Origin of the sequence: Lentzea fradiae (assembly GCF_900100955.1) — a bacterium.
Taxonomy (GTDB): domain Bacteria; phylum Actinomycetota; class Actinomycetes; order Mycobacteriales; family Pseudonocardiaceae; genus Lentzea; species Lentzea fradiae.
The window spans coordinates 24490-40291 of record NZ_FNCC01000008.1; the positions used below are offsets into that span (position 1 = coordinate 24490).

Annotated in this window: 15 protein-coding genes; 10 read left to right on the forward strand and 5 right to left on the reverse strand. The window is 68.9% G+C overall.

All coding sequences use genetic code 11. From position 1 onward, the window contains the following. Nucleotides 1-67: 67 nt before the first annotated feature. The 5 genes from BLT23_RS19575 to BLT23_RS19595 all read left to right on the forward strand — a co-directional run bounded on the left by BLT23_RS19575 (nucleotide 68) and on the right by BLT23_RS19595 (nucleotide 5598). Nucleotides 68-2806, forward strand: a complete 2739-nt coding sequence (locus BLT23_RS19575; RefSeq protein WP_090051252.1) for an nSTAND1 domain-containing NTPase — start codon at nucleotides 68-70, stop codon at nucleotides 2804-2806. Between the two features lie 246 nt (nucleotides 2807-3052). Beyond that, nucleotides 3053-3631, forward strand: coding sequence for an ABC transporter permease (locus tag BLT23_RS19580; protein WP_342713680.1), 579 nt, complete (start codon nucleotides 3053-3055; stop codon nucleotides 3629-3631). Next, a complete protein-coding gene (locus tag BLT23_RS19585; RefSeq protein WP_090051254.1) occupies nucleotides 3628-4395 on the forward strand; it encodes an ABC transporter permease in 768 nt (255 codons plus the stop codon). Before BLT23_RS19580 ends, BLT23_RS19585 begins: the two co-directional genes overlap by 4 nt. Next, nucleotides 4379-5179, forward strand: a complete 801-nt coding sequence (locus BLT23_RS19590; protein ID WP_090051255.1) for an ABC transporter ATP-binding protein — start codon at nucleotides 4379-4381, stop codon at nucleotides 5177-5179. The genes BLT23_RS19585 and BLT23_RS19590 overlap by 17 nt, the downstream gene beginning before the upstream one ends. An 8-nt stretch (nucleotides 5180-5187) precedes the next feature. After that, entirely contained in the window at nucleotides 5188-5598 is a 411-nt protein-coding gene (locus BLT23_RS19595) for a DUF5956 family protein (RefSeq protein ID WP_090051256.1), read from the forward strand. Between the two features lie 191 nt (nucleotides 5599-5789). Here the strand turns inward: BLT23_RS19595 and BLT23_RS19600 are convergent, their stop codons facing one another. Next, nucleotides 5790-6167: a hypothetical protein gene (locus tag BLT23_RS19600; RefSeq protein ID WP_090051257.1), complete on the reverse strand. Its 378-nt coding sequence runs from the start codon at nucleotides 6165-6167 to the stop codon at nucleotides 5790-5792. A gap of 147 nt (nucleotides 6168-6314) precedes the next feature. Further along, a complete protein-coding gene (locus BLT23_RS19605; protein WP_090051258.1) occupies nucleotides 6315-7490 on the reverse strand; it encodes a 4-hydroxybenzoate 3-monooxygenase in 1176 nt (391 codons plus the stop codon). Nucleotides 7491-7690: 200 nt separating this feature from the next. On the opposite strand from BLT23_RS19605, the gene BLT23_RS19610 reads away from it, so the two are divergent. From BLT23_RS19610 to BLT23_RS19630, 5 genes are all read left to right on the forward strand, one after another. Next, nucleotides 7691-8695, forward strand: coding sequence for an ABC transporter substrate-binding protein (locus tag BLT23_RS19610; RefSeq protein ID WP_245744049.1), 1005 nt, complete (start codon nucleotides 7691-7693; stop codon nucleotides 8693-8695). Between the two features lie 221 nt (nucleotides 8696-8916). After that, nucleotides 8917-11718 (forward strand): nitrate- and nitrite sensing domain-containing protein, encoded by a 2802-nt coding sequence (locus BLT23_RS19615; protein ID WP_245744050.1) that lies wholly within the window; start codon nucleotides 8917-8919, stop codon nucleotides 11716-11718. Next, the gene (locus BLT23_RS19620; RefSeq protein WP_090051261.1) at nucleotides 11715-12137 is read left to right on the forward strand and encodes a roadblock/LC7 domain-containing protein; all 423 of its coding nucleotides are present in this window, start codon (nucleotides 11715-11717) and stop codon (nucleotides 12135-12137) included. Before BLT23_RS19615 ends, BLT23_RS19620 begins: the two co-directional genes overlap by 4 nt. A gap of 28 nt (nucleotides 12138-12165) precedes the next feature. Further along, nucleotides 12166-12762, forward strand: coding sequence for a GTP-binding protein (locus BLT23_RS19625; protein ID WP_090051262.1), 597 nt, complete (start codon nucleotides 12166-12168; stop codon nucleotides 12760-12762). Between the two features lie 271 nt (nucleotides 12763-13033). Beyond that, a complete protein-coding gene (locus tag BLT23_RS19630; RefSeq protein ID WP_245744051.1) occupies nucleotides 13034-13549 on the forward strand; it encodes a snapalysin family zinc-dependent metalloprotease in 516 nt (171 codons plus the stop codon). 135 nt (nucleotides 13550-13684) lie between these two features. On the opposite strand, the gene BLT23_RS19635 is transcribed toward BLT23_RS19630, so the two are convergent. Genes BLT23_RS19635 through BLT23_RS19645 form a run of 3 tightly spaced genes read right to left on the reverse strand, consistent with a single transcriptional unit; the run spans nucleotide 13685 to nucleotide 15764 of the window. Beyond that, nucleotides 13685-14128 carry a hypothetical protein gene (locus tag BLT23_RS19635; protein ID WP_090051264.1) on the reverse strand — a complete coding sequence of 148 codons (444 nt, stop codon included), beginning with the start codon at nucleotides 14126-14128 and terminating at the stop codon, nucleotides 13685-13687. Next, nucleotides 14106-14723: an RNA polymerase sigma factor gene (locus BLT23_RS19640; protein ID WP_090051265.1), complete on the reverse strand. Its 618-nt coding sequence runs from the start codon at nucleotides 14721-14723 to the stop codon at nucleotides 14106-14108. Before BLT23_RS19640 ends, BLT23_RS19635 begins: the two co-directional genes overlap by 23 nt. A 54-nt stretch (nucleotides 14724-14777) precedes the next feature. Next, entirely contained in the window at nucleotides 14778-15764 is a 987-nt protein-coding gene (locus BLT23_RS19645) for a S8 family peptidase (protein ID WP_245744052.1), read from the reverse strand. Nucleotides 15765-15802 lie beyond the last annotated feature (38 nt).

Consider the following 15802-nt stretch of genomic DNA (forward strand, 5'->3'; position numbering starts at 1 on the left):
GGTGGGGGATGAGCGGGGCGTTAGACGACGGGTCAGGCTCTGGGGGAGAATTCGTCCGGGAGGCGGTATGCCACGAGGGGAACGACCGCTGGGTCCGGAGGACACGGCGCTGCTGCGGTTCGCCGGTGACCTGCGCAGACTGCGTGACCAGGCGGGCAAACCGAGCTATCGCGAACTGGCGGTGCGGGCGAACTACTCGCCGACCGCGCTGTCGGACGCGGCCGGTGGCCGCAAGCTGCCCTCGCTCGCCCTGACCCTCGCGTTCGTCCGGGCCTGCGACCCCGCCGCCGACACCGCGCCGTGGACGAAGCGCTGGCGCGAGCTGGCCGCCGAGCACACCCAGCAGCTGCTCCCGAACGCCCCGTACCCCGGCGCCGAGCCGTACACCGAGACAGGCGCGAAGCACTTCTTCGGCCGTGAGCGCCTCGTCGGCCAGGTCCTCGACTCGGTACGCACCAGGCCGCTCACCGTCCTCCTCGGCGCGTCCGGCTCGGGCAGGACGTCGCTGCTGCGCGCCGGCCTCCTGCCGGCGCTCGACGACGCGGTGCTGGTCACACCGGGGGACACCGACCCGCTCGCCGACCTCGCCGAGGCACTGGCCGGCGTCTTCCCCGGCACGACGGCGGCCAGCCTCGCCGAGGAGCTGCGGGCCGACCCCGACCGCCTCCGGCTGCTGGTCCGCCGGCACCGCCCCGGTCTCGTCCTGCTCGTCGACGACGCGGAGAAGACCCTCGGCGCGGACGACTTCCTCGCCGCCGTCACCCGCTGCCCGCACGTGGTCCTCGCCGTGCGCGCCGATCACCGGCGCCGCTGCCTCGACCGGGGACTGGCCGGCGCGGAGATCACCGTCGAGCCGATGACGGCCGACCAGCTGCGCCGCGCGATCAGCGAGCCCGCCGCCAAGGTGGGCGCCACCGTGGAGACGGCGGTGATCACCCAGCTGGTCGCCGACGCCGCGAACCGGCACGCGCTCGCGCTGGTGCAGCGGACGCTGCTGGAGACGTGGCGGCGCAAGCGCGGGATGACGCTGTCGCTTTCCGGGTTCGAGGAGACCGGCGGCATCGGGCAGGTGGCCGTGCACGCCGCGGAGGCGTTCTACGACGGGCTCGGCGAGACGGCCCGCCGGTCGGTCCGCGGGGTGTTCCTGCGGCTGGTCTCGGTGCGGCGCAACGGCACGACGCAACGCCGGACCCGCGTGCTGGACACCGAACCGCGGCTGCTGGAGCAGCTCGCCAAGGCCAGGCTCGTCACGCTCACCGACGACGGCGCCGAGCTGGTCCACGACGCGCTGCTGGGCTGGCCGCGGCTCGCCGGGTGGATCGACGAGGAACGCGAGACCCTCGGCACCCACCAGCAGCTCGTCACCGCGATGGAGCTGTGGGAGGCGAGCGACCGCGACCCGCTCGCGCTCTACCGGGGCGCGCGGCTGCGCAGGGCCAGGGAGCTCGGCGAGTTCTTGACGGTCCAGGAGCGCCAGTTCGTCGACCTCAGCACCCGGCGCGAGACCCGCCGCTTCACGGCGTTCGTCGCCGCCGTCGCGGTGCTGATCGCGCTGGTGCCCGGCACGGTCGTCTACGCGCTGTCCAACGAGCGCAAGCTGACCGAGGCGCACGGCCGCGAGCTCGGCGGCAAGGCGCTCTCCGAGTCCGAGGAGCTGATCGAGCAGCGCAGGCCGTACGCGGACAAGTACGCGCTGGTCGGTTACAAGGTCAACCCGTCGCCCGAGGCGGAGAAGGTGCTGCGGCTCGCCAACGCGGTCACTCGCGGCATCCCGTTCACCGGCACGCCGAAGGACGACGCGGACGTGGTCGTCGCGCCGCGCGGCGACGTGGCTGCGGTGACCGACGCGGACGGCACCGACCGGATGTGGAGCCTCGACGAGGACAGCGCCACGTCCGGCGCGAGGTTCGCCGACGGCCACCGGGTCGTGAAGCTCGCCGAACGCCGTGCCATCACGAGAGACCAGACGGGCCGCGAGCACCTGTGGGCCGTCAACGCCGCGAACGACGTCACCCGCCTCGCCGCGCTGCCGGACCGGTTCCGCACGCTCGACCTCAGCGCGGACGGCTCGCGCGTGGTCGGCAAGGTCGGCGACGCGGACGGCCTCGGGCTGCCGACGCCGGACGAGACCGCGCACGCCGAGCTGTTCGACCTCACCGACCCGAGGTCCCTGCGCGAGCTGCCCATGCCGGTGCGCGACCCGGAGGCCGTGGCGCTCAGCCAGGACGGCCGCGAGCTCGCGACAGCGGTGTGGGACGCGGCGGCGGGCGCCACGACGGTCGAGTTCTGGAGCATCGGCGGCACGGCGGAACCGGCGGCGCCCGCGTTGCGCCAGCCCGTCTACGTCCGGGGCATCACCTACAGCGGCGACGGCCGGTGGCTCGCGGTGGAGCACTCGCCGGAGTCCGTCGTCGAGGTGTGGCAACGCGTGCCGAGCGGCGCGCCCGTGCTGCGCGCCCGGCTCGACAGCGCTCTGCGTTACGGCGCCGGCATCTCGTTCTCCGACGACGACCGCATCGCCATCGTGCGCGACAACATCTTCGAGGTGCAGCAGCTCTACACGAACGACCGTGCGCCCGACCGGCTCGTCTACGTCGTCGGGCACGGCAACTCGACGCGCGCGATTTTCCGGGCGCAGCACGGCGACTTCCTCGTGCGCAGCGGCGGCCGGAACCCCGAGCTGCTGCCGTACGACCTCGACAGCGGGCACATCATCAAGAGGATGTGTGAAAAAGACGGAGCACGGCTCACAGACTCCGAATGGGTGAAGAGCTTCGGCGAAGTGGAGCGCGTGGAGGTCTGCTGAACCGCCGTGCTGTGCTTGAAACTACGCGGAGTTGGTCCACCACGCATTGTGAAGCCGAGGTCCACTCTCTAGGGTGACCGAGTGCGTGCGTTCACAAGGGGAATTCTCGGCATTGCCGGTTTTCTCGTGCTGTGGGAGCTCCTGGGGCGCTCCCCCCTCCTTCCTGCTCACGCGCTACCGCCACCGTCCGTCGTGTTCGGTGAGCTCGTGACGCAGCTGTCCTCTCCTACCTTCTTCCGTCATGTCGTGGCAACGGTTCTGGCGTTGCTGATCGCCATCGGCATCGCGATCGCCATCGCGGTGCCGAGTGGACTCGTGCTCGGCAGCCTTCCGGCCGTGCGCCACGCGACGCGCGCGGTGATCGAGTTCCTGCGTCCGATCCCTTCCGTGGCACTGATTCCGCTGGCGTTGGTGATGCTCGGGTTCGGGCCGGAAACGAAGATCACCCTCGCGGTCTACGCGGCGCTGTGGCCGATCCTGTTCAACACCATCTACGCGCTCGACGAGCTCGACCCGTTGCAGGTCGAGACCGCGCGGACGTTCGGCCTCGGCCGGGTGGGCATCCTGTTCCGGGTGGCCCTGCCCAACGCGCTGCCGTTCGTCCTCACCGGAATCCGGCTGGCGGCGACGACGGCGCTGATCGTGATGGTGAGCGTCGAGATCATGGCCAGCAGCCAGACCGGCCTCGGCTTCTTCATCATGGAGGCCCGCAGCGGGCCCGGCCGGATGGACCAGGTGCTCGTCGGCACCGTGGTCGCCGGCGTGATCGGCCTGCTCCTCAACAACGGCCTGGAGCAGGTTCGCCGACGTTGGGTGGCCTGGTGAACAAGTTCCTTCAACGGTGGGCCGTGTTCGCGGGACTCGTCGCTGTGTGGGAGGCGCTCGGCCTCCTGGCCGACGACCCCTTCTTCCCGCCGCCGTCCGAGATCGCCGTGGCGGCCTGGGAGTGGTGGGTCCTCGAACCGGAGAACCTCACCGACCACGTCCTTCCCTCCATCGGGCGGTTGCTCGCCGCGTGGGCGATCGCCTCGGTGATCGGTGTCGCGCTGGGGCTGCTGCTGGGCCGTTCCGACCGGGCGATGGAGTACGCGAACCCGCTGCTGGTGTTCCTGCGCTCGATCCCGCCGCCCGCGCTGGTGCCGGTGTTCCTGCTGCTGTTCAAGGTGGGCACGTCGATGCAGGTGGCGACGATCGTGTTCGGCGTCATCTGGCCGGTGCTGCTCAACAGCGTCGACGGCGCGCGTTCCGTCGACGTGACCAAAGTGGACACTTCGGCGGTCTTCCAGATCCGGCGCGCGCAGTGGGTCTTCGGAGTCGTCCTCCCCGCCGCGTCGCCGAAGATCTTCGCGGGGCTGCGGGTCTCGCTCTCGCTGTCGCTGGTGCTGATGGTCATCTCCGAGCTCGTGGCCGCGGACAACGGCATCGGCTGGCAGCTCATGCAGGCACAGCGCGATTTCGACTACACGCGCATGTGGGCCGGGGTCGTCCTCCTGGGCGTCCTCGGATACGGACTGAACACCGCGCTGCTCGCGGTCGAACGCAGGGCATTGGCGTGGCAACCGAGGAGTCGGGATGAGCAACATGCTTGAGGTGGCCGACCTCGGCCACACCTATGGTGACTACGAGGCCATCGGCGGCCTCACGTTCGACGTGCGCGCCGGTGAGCTGGTGTGCGTGGTCGGACCGTCCGGCTGCGGCAAGTCGACGCTGCTGCGGACGATCTCCGGACTGATCAAGCCCACGCGCGGTGACGTGCGGCTGAACGGCTCGCACCTCGCCGTCGTGTTCCAGGACTACCAGCGTTCGCTCTTCCCGTGGCTCACGGTGCAGGGCAACGTGGAGTTCCCGCTGAGGTCCCTGCCGCGCGCGGAACGGCGCAAGCGGGCCGCGGAGGCGCTGGAGTGGGTGGGCCTCACCGCCGCGGCGCGCAAGCGGCCGTGGCAGCTTTCCGGTGGCATGCAGCAGCGGGTGGCGATCGCGCGGGCACTGGCGTTCCGGCCCGCCCTGCTGCTGATGGACGAGCCGTTCGCCTCGGTGGACGCGCAGACCCGCTTCGAGTTGGAGGACCTCTTGCTCCGCGTGCGGCGTGAACACGACACGACTGTCCTCGTCGTCACCCACGACATCGACGAGTCGGTGTACCTGGGTGACCGGATCCTGGTGCTCAGCAGCTCTCCCGCACGGCTGGTGGCGAACCTCGAGGTGCCGCTGCCCGCCGAGCGCGACCAGGTGACCACCCGGACCGCGGACGGCTTCGTCGCCCTGCGGTCCAAGGTGGCGCGGCTGCTGAACGTCGGCAAGCCGTCGATGGACGTGGAGAAGTGGGCGGCCGCGGAGCGCGAGTCCCTGAGCGAGACCGTGTCCTCCTCCTGACCTCCTCGGTGACGGACTGGAACCTGTTCCTGGTCGTCGACGCGGAGCCGGTCGAGGTGACCGGCGGGCGGGACCGGGTCGTGCTGCTCGCGGGCAGGCGCCTGCTCTGCCTGCCGGACAACGGGTACCAGCTCCTGCTCGCGTGGGTCGCCGGTCCGCGCAGGGTGGTGCGCACCCCGGTGCCGCTGGACCCGGACCAGCCGATCGTCGACGCGTTCGTGAACTCCTACCTCGTGGAGGCCGGTGTTCCACCGCGTCCGCGCGGGTTCGCCTGGTACCTCGACCTCCCGGCGGACACGGCCCCCGCGGGCGTGTGGAGCGCCGTCGGGGCAGGCGGCGTGCACGGGGCACCTGTGGACCTCCTGCGCGTTCGTGAGGCGATGGAACGGGGTGTGGCCGCGCTGTACGGCACCGCCTGAGGAAACCTTCCCGCAACAAGTGAGAAACCGTTGCGGCGCAAGTGAAGAAGATCGGCCCCGGACCCGCCGCGGTCCGGGGCCGATCTTGTGTGCACATAGGAGGGTGTGTGCACCGGGCAGGGGGACCGGCGGCTCGTTCGCCCGGGGCAGGACGTGATGACCGTTCGGTTTCCCTTGCCCTGTCTGGTGGTTCAGAGGCCGGCCTCCCCGTCGTCACGGGTGCCGAAACCGTTTTCGGGGGCGTCCAGGTCGCCGATCGTGCCGATGTACAGGTCTCCCACCAGATCGTCGGCGGCCGGGTGTGCGTGGTCCGGCCCAGCGGCGTCTGTGACCGTCTTGGGGGCCGTTCCGGCGTCTGGGGTGTCCTGGCCCTGCGGGAGGACGTCGGCGGCGCTGTGGGCGTCCACGGCGTTCGTGGCCGGTGGAGCCGAACGGTCCGAAGTGGACGACTCGGCGCCGATGACGATGCCGTCCACTTCCGTCGCGAACGTGGTGCCGGGCACCGGTCGCGGCGTCCGGTCGTCGTGCGGGACCGGGGCGGGGTCGCGCGGCGACTGCTGGGTGCCCATGAGAAAACCGCAGCTCCTGAGGGGTCGGGGGGTGCCGGTTTGCACCGTACGGGTGAACCTCACCCCCCAACATCGGGAGTTGTCCCCAAATCGTGACGTTCCGAATCCCCTAGGGGAGAGGGCGAACTTGTTAGGGGACAGGGGATTTCACTCGATCGGACCGACGTAGTTCTCGGCAAACGACGCTTGGTAGGCAGGGGACTGCGACAGGTGCTCCAGTCGCGCCTGCGCCAGACGTCCGAAGAACGGTGACTGCATATCGGTGTGGATCATGTTGACCATCCACTGCGAGAACTCCTGGGCGCGCCAGACGGAGCGCAGGCAGTCCTCCGAGTAGGTCTTGAGCCCGGTCTCCGACCCGGTGCCGTAGAAGTCGATAAGCGCACGTCCGAAGGTTGCGGCGTCGTTCATGGCGAGGTTCATGCCCTTGCCGCCGACCGGGGTGATGATGTGGGCTGCGTCACCCAGGAGGTACAGCCGGCCGTGGGACATCGGCTCGACCACGTAGCTGCGCATGTCCAGCACGCGCTTTTCGATGATCTTTCCCTCGGTCAGCGTCCACGACGAGTCGTGCAATGCGAAACGCTTGTGCAGCGCTTCCCAGATCTGTTCGTCGGACCAGTCTTCGGCCTTTGTCCCGACCGGTACCTGGAGGTAGAAGCGGGAAATCGTGGAGGACCGCAGCATGTGTCCGGCGAAACCGTCGGCGTGCAGCGCGTAAATGACCGCTTTAGTCGACGGGGGAGCTTCCGCGAGAATGGAGAGCCACTCGATGCCGTGCTGGTGGGTGAATTCCGTCAGGCTGCCCTCGGGAATGGACTTCCGGCTCACCCCGTGGAATCCGTCGCACCCGGCGACGAAGTCCGCGGTGATGGCCTCCCTGACCCCGTCTGCGCTGGTCCAGACCACGGAGGGCTGCGACGACGTCAGATTCCGCAGCTCCACGTCACTGACCGAGAACCTGATGTCACCTCCTGCGTCCAAAAATGCCCCGATGAGGTCCTTGACTACTTCCTGCTGTGGGTAGACGTACTGCTGGCGTCCCTCGTACAGGTCACTGAACGCCACCTGGAAGGCTTGTCCGTTGACGCGAAATTCACACGTACCGTGACGGTCTGCTTCCGCCAGCAATCGATCCGCCAGCCCGAGTGACTGCAGCAACATCACGGAGCGGTGTTCGAGGACGCCTGCGCGTGCACGTGTTTCCACGTGGCTCCGACTTGCTCTTTCGAGCACAACGCAGTCGATACCTGACTGCTGGATCAGGTTTGCCAAGGTCAGACCGGCCGGCCCTGCGCCGATCACGGCCACTGAGCGCTTCACTTGGGGTTCTCCTAGCCCTAGACCTGTTGTGCTTAGATGCTCACCGCAGGTAGTGGACTGGAACCTGCTCGTGTCGGTCAACTGGGGTCTTTTGGAGCAGCATCACTACTCTGAGTGGTTGACCGTCGCGACCCCTCCCCCCGCAACGACGACACCGCTCCGACAGGAGAGTGCTCCCGATGACTCGAAGAGTCCGCCGTATGTCCATCCGTGGCATCGCCCTGGCCACGATGCTCGCCACCGTGGCGAGCTGTGGTGCGCTCGGCGGCACAGAGCAGGCGCCCCCGGCCGACGCGAACAGCAGCAACGCGAGCGGTCCGGTCGAGAAGAAGAAGATCGTGCTGGGGACCATGCCGGTCCTCGACGTCGCGTCGATCCACGTAGCGCTGAAGAAGGGTTACTTCGAGGCCGAGGGCCTCGAGGTCGAGCTCAAGACCATCCAGGGTGGTGCCCAGGCGATCCCCGGCCTGATCAACCAGGAGCTCGACTTCACCTTCGGCAACTGGGTCTCGTTCTTCTCGGCAGAGGCGAAGGAAGCCGCCAAGGCGGTCGACGGCATCAAGCTCGTCGCCGACGGCTACCAGGCGAAACCCGAGATGTTCCTGATCCTCGCCGACGGCAACTCGGCGATCAAGGGGCCGAAGGACCTCGAAGGCAAGACCATCGCGATCAACACCTTCAAGAACATCGCCGAGCTGACCGCGAAGGCGACTCTCGAGGCCGCGAACGTCGACGTCAGCAAGGTCAAGTTCGTCGAGTACGCGTTCCCGGACATGCAGGCCGCGGTCCAGAACAAGTCCGTTGACGCCGCCTTCATGGTCGAGCCGTTCATCACCCGCGCCCAGCGCGCCGCCGGTCAGGTCAAGGTTCTCGACGCCGCCACCGGCCCGACCGACAACATCCCGATCGCCGGTTACGCGACGAGCGGCAAGTTCGCCAAGGCGAACCCCAAGACCGTCGCCGCGTTCCAGCGCGCGATGGCCAAGGGCCAGGCCGACGCCGCCGACCGTCCGACGGTCGAGCCGCTGCTCGTCGAGTACGCCAAGGTCGACAAGGAAACCGCGGGTCTCGTCCACTTCGGTGCCTTCCCGACCACCCTGGACGCGACGCGTCTGCAGCGCGTCGTGCAGCTGATGCAGCGGTACCAGATGCTGGACAAGGAGCTCGACGTCAAGCCGATGCTCATCCAGCCCTCCGGTAGTTGACGAACAGCGCGGGTGACTGTGATCGAGCCGTGATCGCGGTCACCCGCGCGCCTCGTTACCGCCACATGAATTATCAACTCGGGGCCGTTTAGCCGCCCACATCAAAGTTGTTGATTCTCGAACCAGCTGTTTTGTCGTCCGAACGGCGGTATGAGAACGGTGTTTTTTACTCCAAGATCCACCAGGTTTGCAGCTATTAAACGGGGCGGGGAGTGTTGACGGTGCGCGGTCGTGAGGACCAGCGAGGCATCGACCGGTTCCGCCTACGCAACTGGCGGTTGCGGAGCAAGCTCGCGGTTGTGTTGCTAGTTCCGGCTCTGAGCACCGCGACTCTCGCGGGCCTGCGCCTGAACACCCAGCTCGACGACGTCGAACTCTTCGACACAGTCCAACGCGAGCTCGCGGTCAGCCACCAGGCGGCGAAGGTGGAGAACGCGCTTCAGGTCGAGCGCGACTACGCCGTGCAGTGTGTGGCAGCAGGCAGGCAGAACGCGTGCCCCGAGCACGCGGCCCGCACTGGGCTCACTGACACGGAGCTGAGGAAGTATCGGGACTCGGGCGCGACGGCCACGGCCTTGAGCGCGCCCCTCCAGGAGTCGTTCACGAAGTCGCTCGAGTCCCTCGACGGACTGGCGAGCTTGCGTGTCACTCTGCTGAGCACGAAGTACCCCGACATCGCCGTTGTCGGTGCGTACAACCAGATCATCGCTCAGGTCAGCCAGGTGCACCGCGCCGCTGTGTCGAGTCTGAGCGAAGCCGAGATCGTGCCGCTGGCATCTGCCGCACAGGCGCTCTACAACGCGCAGGAACAGCTCGGCCAGCAGAACGCGATCCTGGTGTCCACCGCGCTGCGCCGGGCGTTCGCCCCCGGTGCCGCCGACGAGCTGCGCGCCGCGCAGTCCAGGTTGGACGCCGCCTTCGTCGAGTTCAACGACGCGGCTTCGGTGCCGAACCAGCAGAAGTTCCAGGACGTCGTGTCCGGATCGGCCGTGGACGGCCGGAACCGGCTCGTGAAGCTGGCACTCGCGCAGGACGCCGAGCGGGAGCCGGTGAGCATCTCGGACGGCGAGGTGCTCAAGGTCGGTCAGGACACCGCGAACCTGGTTCGCGAGGTCGCGACCGAGATGGAGAAGCAGGCCAACGAGACGACCTCGCGGCTCGCCGACGCGGCACGTGCGGCCGCCTGGCGCGACGCCGGCCTTGTGGCGTTCGCTCTGATCATCGCGTTCGGCCTGATGGCGATGGTCGCCCAGTCGATGCTGCGCCCGCTGCGCGTCCTGCGCCGCAGCGCCCTCGACGTGGCCCGCAACCAGCTGCCGGAGGCCATCAAGCGAATCCGTTCGCACCGCGACCCGGAACGGGCCGCGGAGGAGGCGATCGTCCCGGTGCCGCTCAACACGACCGAAGAGGTCGGCCAGGTGGCGCGGGCGTTCGACCTCGTGCAGCGCGAAGCGGTCCGCCTCGCCGTCGAGCAGGTGGCGCTGCGCGCGAACGTCAACGACATGTTCATCAACCTGTCGCGGCGTTCGCAGGCGTTGGTGGAACGGCAGATCAGCGTCATCGACCGGCTGGAGCAGGACGAGCAGGACCCGGACCACCTGGCGTCGCTGTTCGAGCTCGACCACCTCGCGACGCAGATGCGCCGCAACAGCGAGAACCTCCTGGTCCTCTCCGGCACCACGGTCAACCGCCGCGTCACCCGGCCCGTCGCGATCGCCGAGGTGCTCGGCGCCGCGGTGTCCGAGGTCGAGAAGTACGCGCGCGTGCAGATCGCGCCGACGCCGGAGCTGATGGTGCAGGGCCGCGTGGTCAACGACCTCGCGCACCTCGTCGCCGAGCTGCTCGACAACGCCACCGCGTTCTCCAAGCCGTCCACCAAGGTCACCGTGCGCACGATCGAGACCCGCAAGGGCGAGGTCGCGATCCGCATCCACGACCGCGGTGTCGGCATCCAGGAGAACGAGGTCGCCGAGTTCAACGCGAAGCTCGCCGAGCCGCCGGAGGTCGACGTCTCCGTCGCCCGCGAGATGGGCCTGTACGTGGTCGGCCAGCTCGCCAAGCGGCACGAGATCCGCGTGACGCTCGCGAACAACGACGACATCGAGGGCGGTGTCACCGCTCAGGTGATCCTGCCGACGTCGTTGCTGCACAAGGGCGCCGCGCCCGCGCTGCCGCTGCCCGCCGCCACCCAGGCGCAGGCCATCACCTCGGGTGCCGAGCAGACCGGCGAGGCTCTGTCCGGCGTTCCGAAGTGGACTCCGGAGCACCCCGTCGCGCTGCCCTCGGCGGCGTCGGTGGAGGAGAGCTCCGGCCGCCACCGCATCGAGCAGACGTCCACGGACGGCCTGTTCACGGCGCGGATCGAGGCGAACGAGTCGACGGCCGAGAACGGGTACTCCTACGAGCCGCCCGTGCAGCGGCCGGTCGAGCAGAACGACCCGGCCACCGAGATCTTCCCGGCCATCGTCGAGGACGACGAGCCGCTGATCTCGCCCGACGCGTTGTCGCGGTGGTTCCAGACCCCCGCGGCCGACGAACCGACCGTCATCGGCCGTCCCGTGGGGGACGGCGCACCGGCGGTGCGGGAACGTCAGGAGGAAGAGCCGGAGCCGGCCACGGTGAACGGACTGCCCAAGCGGCAGCGTTCGGCGGAGCCGGCCAAGACCGAGGCGCCGGTCGCGGTGCCTCGCGCGGTCGCCGACTACGCCGAGTCCGACTGGGGCACGGCAGATGACGGGTGGCGCGCCGCCGCAGGCGCGCTCGGCCCGGGTGAGTCCGCGCAGACGACGGAGAACGGCCTGCCCAAGCGCGTGCCGAAGGCCCGGCTCGTGCCGGGATCGCTCCCCAAGCCGTCGTCACCGGCGCCCCAGCTGGCGACCGCCGCGGCTGTGCCCGCACGGTCCGCCGACAGGTTGCGTCAGCGGTTCGCCACGTACCAGAAGGGTGTCCAGATGGGTCGTGAGTCGCTCTACGACTCGTCCGTCGGCGGCATCCCCGTGATCGCAGAAAGGGAACGCCAGTGACCACCGCGACTGAGGAACTGGACAACTTCAGCTGGCTGGTCGAGGACTTCGTCAGCAGGGTCGCCGGTGTCGCGCACGCGATCGTCGTCTCGGCGGACGGCCTCCTGCTCGCTTCGTCGGACCGCCTCCCGCACGACCGTGCGGAACAGCTCGCCGCCGTCTCTTCCGGCCTGGTTTCGCTGAACCAGGGCGCGGCGCGCTGTTTCGAAGCGGGTGAGGTGAAGCAGACTGTCGTGGAGATGGAACGGGGCTACCTGTTCCTGATGTCCATCAGCGACGGGTCGTGCCTCGCCGTGCTCGCCGCGCCGAACTGCGACATCGGGCTCATCGGTTACGCGATGACCCGTCTCGTGGAGCGCGTCGGTCTCCAGCTCACGCCGGAGATCCGCGCCCAGCTGCACGTCTCCATGCGGGCCTGAGAGAGTTGAAGAGCAGAAGGAAGTTCCCATGAGCAACGGTGCTCCGGGCCGGCCGGGGTCACCTGGGGCCGTCCCGAAGACGACGTCGGCCAAGATCGTCGTCGCCGGCGGCTTCGGTGTCGGCAAGACGACGTTCGTCGGATCGGTCTCGGAGATCACCCCGCTGACGACCGAGGCCGTCATGACCCAGGCTTCGGTCGGGGTCGACGACCTGTCCATGGTGCCGGACAAGGTCACCACCACGGTGGCCATGGACTTCGGCAGGGTGTCGCTGGACAAGGAGCTGATCCTCTACCTGTTCGGCACGCCGGGCCAGCACCGGTTCTGGTTCATGTGGGACGACCTGGTGCGCGGTGCGATCGGTGCCGTCGTCATGGTCGACACCAGGAGGATCGACGAGGCGTTCGCGCCGATCGACTTCTTCGAGGACCGCAACCTGCCGTACGTGATCGCGGTGAACTGCTTCGACGGCAAGATGCTCCACCGCGCCGAGGAGATCAGGGACGCGCTGACGATCTCGTCCGCGGTGCCGATCATCCCGTGCGACGCGCGGAACCGTCAGTCGACGAAGCAGATCCTCATCGCACTCGTGGAACACGCGATGAGGCAGCCTTCGTTCGCCTAGATCACCCATGACGGTGAGGCCCTCCGGACCATCAGGTCCGGAGGGCCTCAACTTTTATGGCCTCTCCGCGACCCGTCTTCCGGGCGGCCGGAAGAGCGCCTCCCGGGACTGTTTCCGCTCTCCACGGGCACACCGGTGCCCGGACCGGGGACGCGCACCGACGAAGTGCCTGGACCGTGCCAGGACCGCTTCACACTTGACTCTTCTTGTGCGCCAACGGCTCGGCGCTACAGTCGGGGAGCAATTCCCCTGCAATTGCAAGGAGATCCCTGTGTTCCTGCGCAAGACGATCGCCGTGGTCGCCAGCGCCGCCGCCCTGTCGGCGGGCCTGGTCACCACCGCGCATGCGGCGCCCCGCACGGTCACGTACAACTCGAGCAGCACCGGAGAGTTCCAGGCGGCCATCGACCAGGGCGCCCAGATCTGGAACAACAGCGTGACGAACGTGAAGCTGGTCAAGGTGACCGGCTCCGCGAACATCACCGTGAGCGTCGACAACCAGTGGCCTCGCGCCTACGTGTCCGGCCTCGGCCGCGGCCGGTGGGTCATGGGCCGCCAGGCGGTCAACGAGGGCCACAACACGGTCCGCATCTCGTCCCACGAGTTCGGGCACCTGCTCGGCCTGCCGGACCGCAGGACGGGCCTGTGCACCGACCTGATGTCCGGTGCGAGCGCCGGCACGTCGTGCACCAACCCCAACCCGAACTCCCGGGAGAAGTCCGAGGTCGAGGCGAACTTCCGGACGAGCGTGACCGTCCAGGCCACGACGTTCGAGGACGCCGCCTAGTACCGGGCTTGACGCGGTGAGTGGCCGCGGCCGACCCTGACGGTCGCGGCCACTCACCGCTCCACATCGGACGATGACGATCCACAGTGGACGGAAGTGCGCACATCCGTGTCGTGCAACGCTTCCCGGAGTGTTCTAGAGGATGAACCAGTCGGTGCAGCCGCCCTGGAACCGGAACTTCACCGGTCCCCGCGGCGCCGTTCCCATCACGAACGTCCCCAGCTCGTCGACGGGCACCGTCTCGTGGTCGCCGTCCGGCGTCACCAGCGTCACGGAACCGCCGGGCGGCATCAGCTGACCGGTGATCCCCGCCGCCGACACCTCCACCTGCAGCATCACGCCCTCGGCGTCGAACACCAGCTGGCGCGCCGTCGCCGTCGACCGCGCACGGGCGAACAGCGTGTCGTCCAGCACCGAGTCGTACGACGTGATGAGCAGCAGCTCCTCGTCGACGGTGCGCCAGGTGAACGCGGCCTTGGCCGCCTCCACGAACTCCGGCGGAACCTCTTCGGAAGGTGTGCTCAAGGCGTCGCGCAAGGCGTCGAGCAGTACTTCGTCACTGTCCCAGTCGTGCCGCACCCAGCACACCTCCTCTCTTGACCGGCGATCCCAGGAACGCGGCGATCGCGGGGGTCTTGCGCAGCTTCTCCAGGCAGCGGATGCGCGTCGGCCCGATGCTGCCGACCGGCATCGCGAGCTCCTCGCTCACGACCTGGTAGCTCGGCGGCGGGTCGGTCATCAGCTTCGTCAGCAACCGCTTGCACTGGTCGGTGAGCTCGGCGAACCCGTCCCGCAACGCCTGCCGCCGCTCCAGCGCCAGCAGGTCGGACTCCACCTCCGCGTCCGTCTGCTCCGGCTCCAGCGCCTCGGCGGACGTCAGCGGGTCGTAGAGGTGCGTGCGCTGCTGCACGCGCAGCACGCGCAGGCACTCGTTGCGGGTGGTCGTCGCGATCCAGCCGGGCAGCGCCTCGGGCTCGCGCAGCCGCCCGATCTGCTCCACGAGCCGCAACCACAGCGTCTGGTTCACGTCGGCCGCGTCCGCGGGGCGAAGCCGGTGCTTGTAGATCACCGACACCACCAGCGGCGTGTAACGGTCCACGATCTCGTTCCACGCCGACTGGTCGCCCTCGGCCGCCGCGCTCACGAGCGCGGCGATCGGGGAGGCTGAGGTCACGTCGACTCCTTGCGGTCACACCTGGCGGAGGCCGAGGTCGCTCCCCAGATACAACTATTTGACAAAAACACCGTAGCCGGGGTGGAACTCGTCCCCGCTGACCAGTTTGTCACGAGCCTGAGCTGCGGAGATGCCGTCAGCGACCATCGTCGCGGCGATCCGGCCGGTCACCAGCGGGGCGGCGAACGACGTGCCGTACCAGTACGCCCACAGCGCGAACGGCGTCGGGGCGGCCTCACCCGGCAGGTGCCACGAGCCCTTGAGGTAGGTCGAGGCCCGGTTGCCGATCGCGCACGCGTCGACCCAGTGGCCCCAGTTCGAGTAGAACGCGGGGACGACGGAGCCGTCCTCCTTCTGCTCGGCGGCGGCGACGGCGGTGACGCCGTCCAGCGCGGCGGGCCAGCTCGGCCGCTGCGTGCCCTGGTTGCCCGCCGACGCCACCACCACGACCTCGGCCGGCAGTGCCGCGATGGTGCGCCGCATCGGTTCGGACGCCACGTCGTCCTCGGTGAAGCAGCCGAGTGACAGGTTGAGCAGGTCGATCTTCTTGCGGCCCAGCTCGGTGATCTTGCGGCAGAGCCGCTCCTCGTCGCCGAAGCCGTTGTGGTCGAGCCCGATCTCGGGGTCGAAGGTGACGCCGGGAGCCGCGTTCTGGATCACGCCCGCGACGAACGTGCCGTGTCCGCCCTGCAACGCGAAGACGTCGCCGCTGCGGTAGGCGGGGTCGACGTCGTCCGCCTCCAGCACGTAGCGCCCCTCGAACCACTCGGCGTGCTCGCTGGAGGCGCCGGAGGAGATGCCGGTGTCGATGACGCCGACGCGGACCTTCTTGAGGCGGTCGTCGTACTTGGGGGCGGAGACCGGGTCGGTGGGGTACGGGCGGTCGCCGGGGTTGCCCATGACGAGACCGCCGTGCCCGACGACGACGTGGTGCGGCTGGACGAGCGGCACGCGCTGGTTCGGCCACGTCCGCTGGTCGCGCAGCAACCTCACGATCCGCGGCACGTCCTCGGGGTTGTCGGGCAACGTCAGGCGTGCCATTCCGGCGAATCCTTCGCCGGGGCGGGAGGGGATGTCAT

Excerpts from the sequence above, each read along its gene's own strand:
- BLT23_RS19575 (WP_090051252.1), top strand. The coding sequence starts at position 68 with ATGCCACGAGGGGAACGACCGCTGGGTCCGGAGGACACGGCGCTGCTG.
- BLT23_RS19625 (WP_090051262.1), top strand. The coding sequence starts at position 12,166 with ATGAGCAACGGTGCTCCGGGCCGGCCGGGGTCACCTGGGGCCGTCCCG.
- BLT23_RS19590 (WP_090051255.1), top strand. The coding sequence starts at position 4,379 with ATGAGCAACATGCTTGAGGTGGCCGACCTCGGCCACACCTATGGTGAC.
- BLT23_RS19645 (WP_245744052.1), bottom strand. The coding sequence starts at position 15,764 with ATGGCACGCCTGACGTTGCCCGACAACCCCGAGGACGTGCCGCGGATC.
- BLT23_RS19610 (WP_245744049.1), top strand. The coding sequence starts at position 7,691 with ATGTCCATCCGTGGCATCGCCCTGGCCACGATGCTCGCCACCGTGGCG.
- BLT23_RS19600 (WP_090051257.1), bottom strand. The coding sequence starts at position 6,167 with ATGGGCACCCAGCAGTCGCCGCGCGACCCCGCCCCGGTCCCGCACGAC.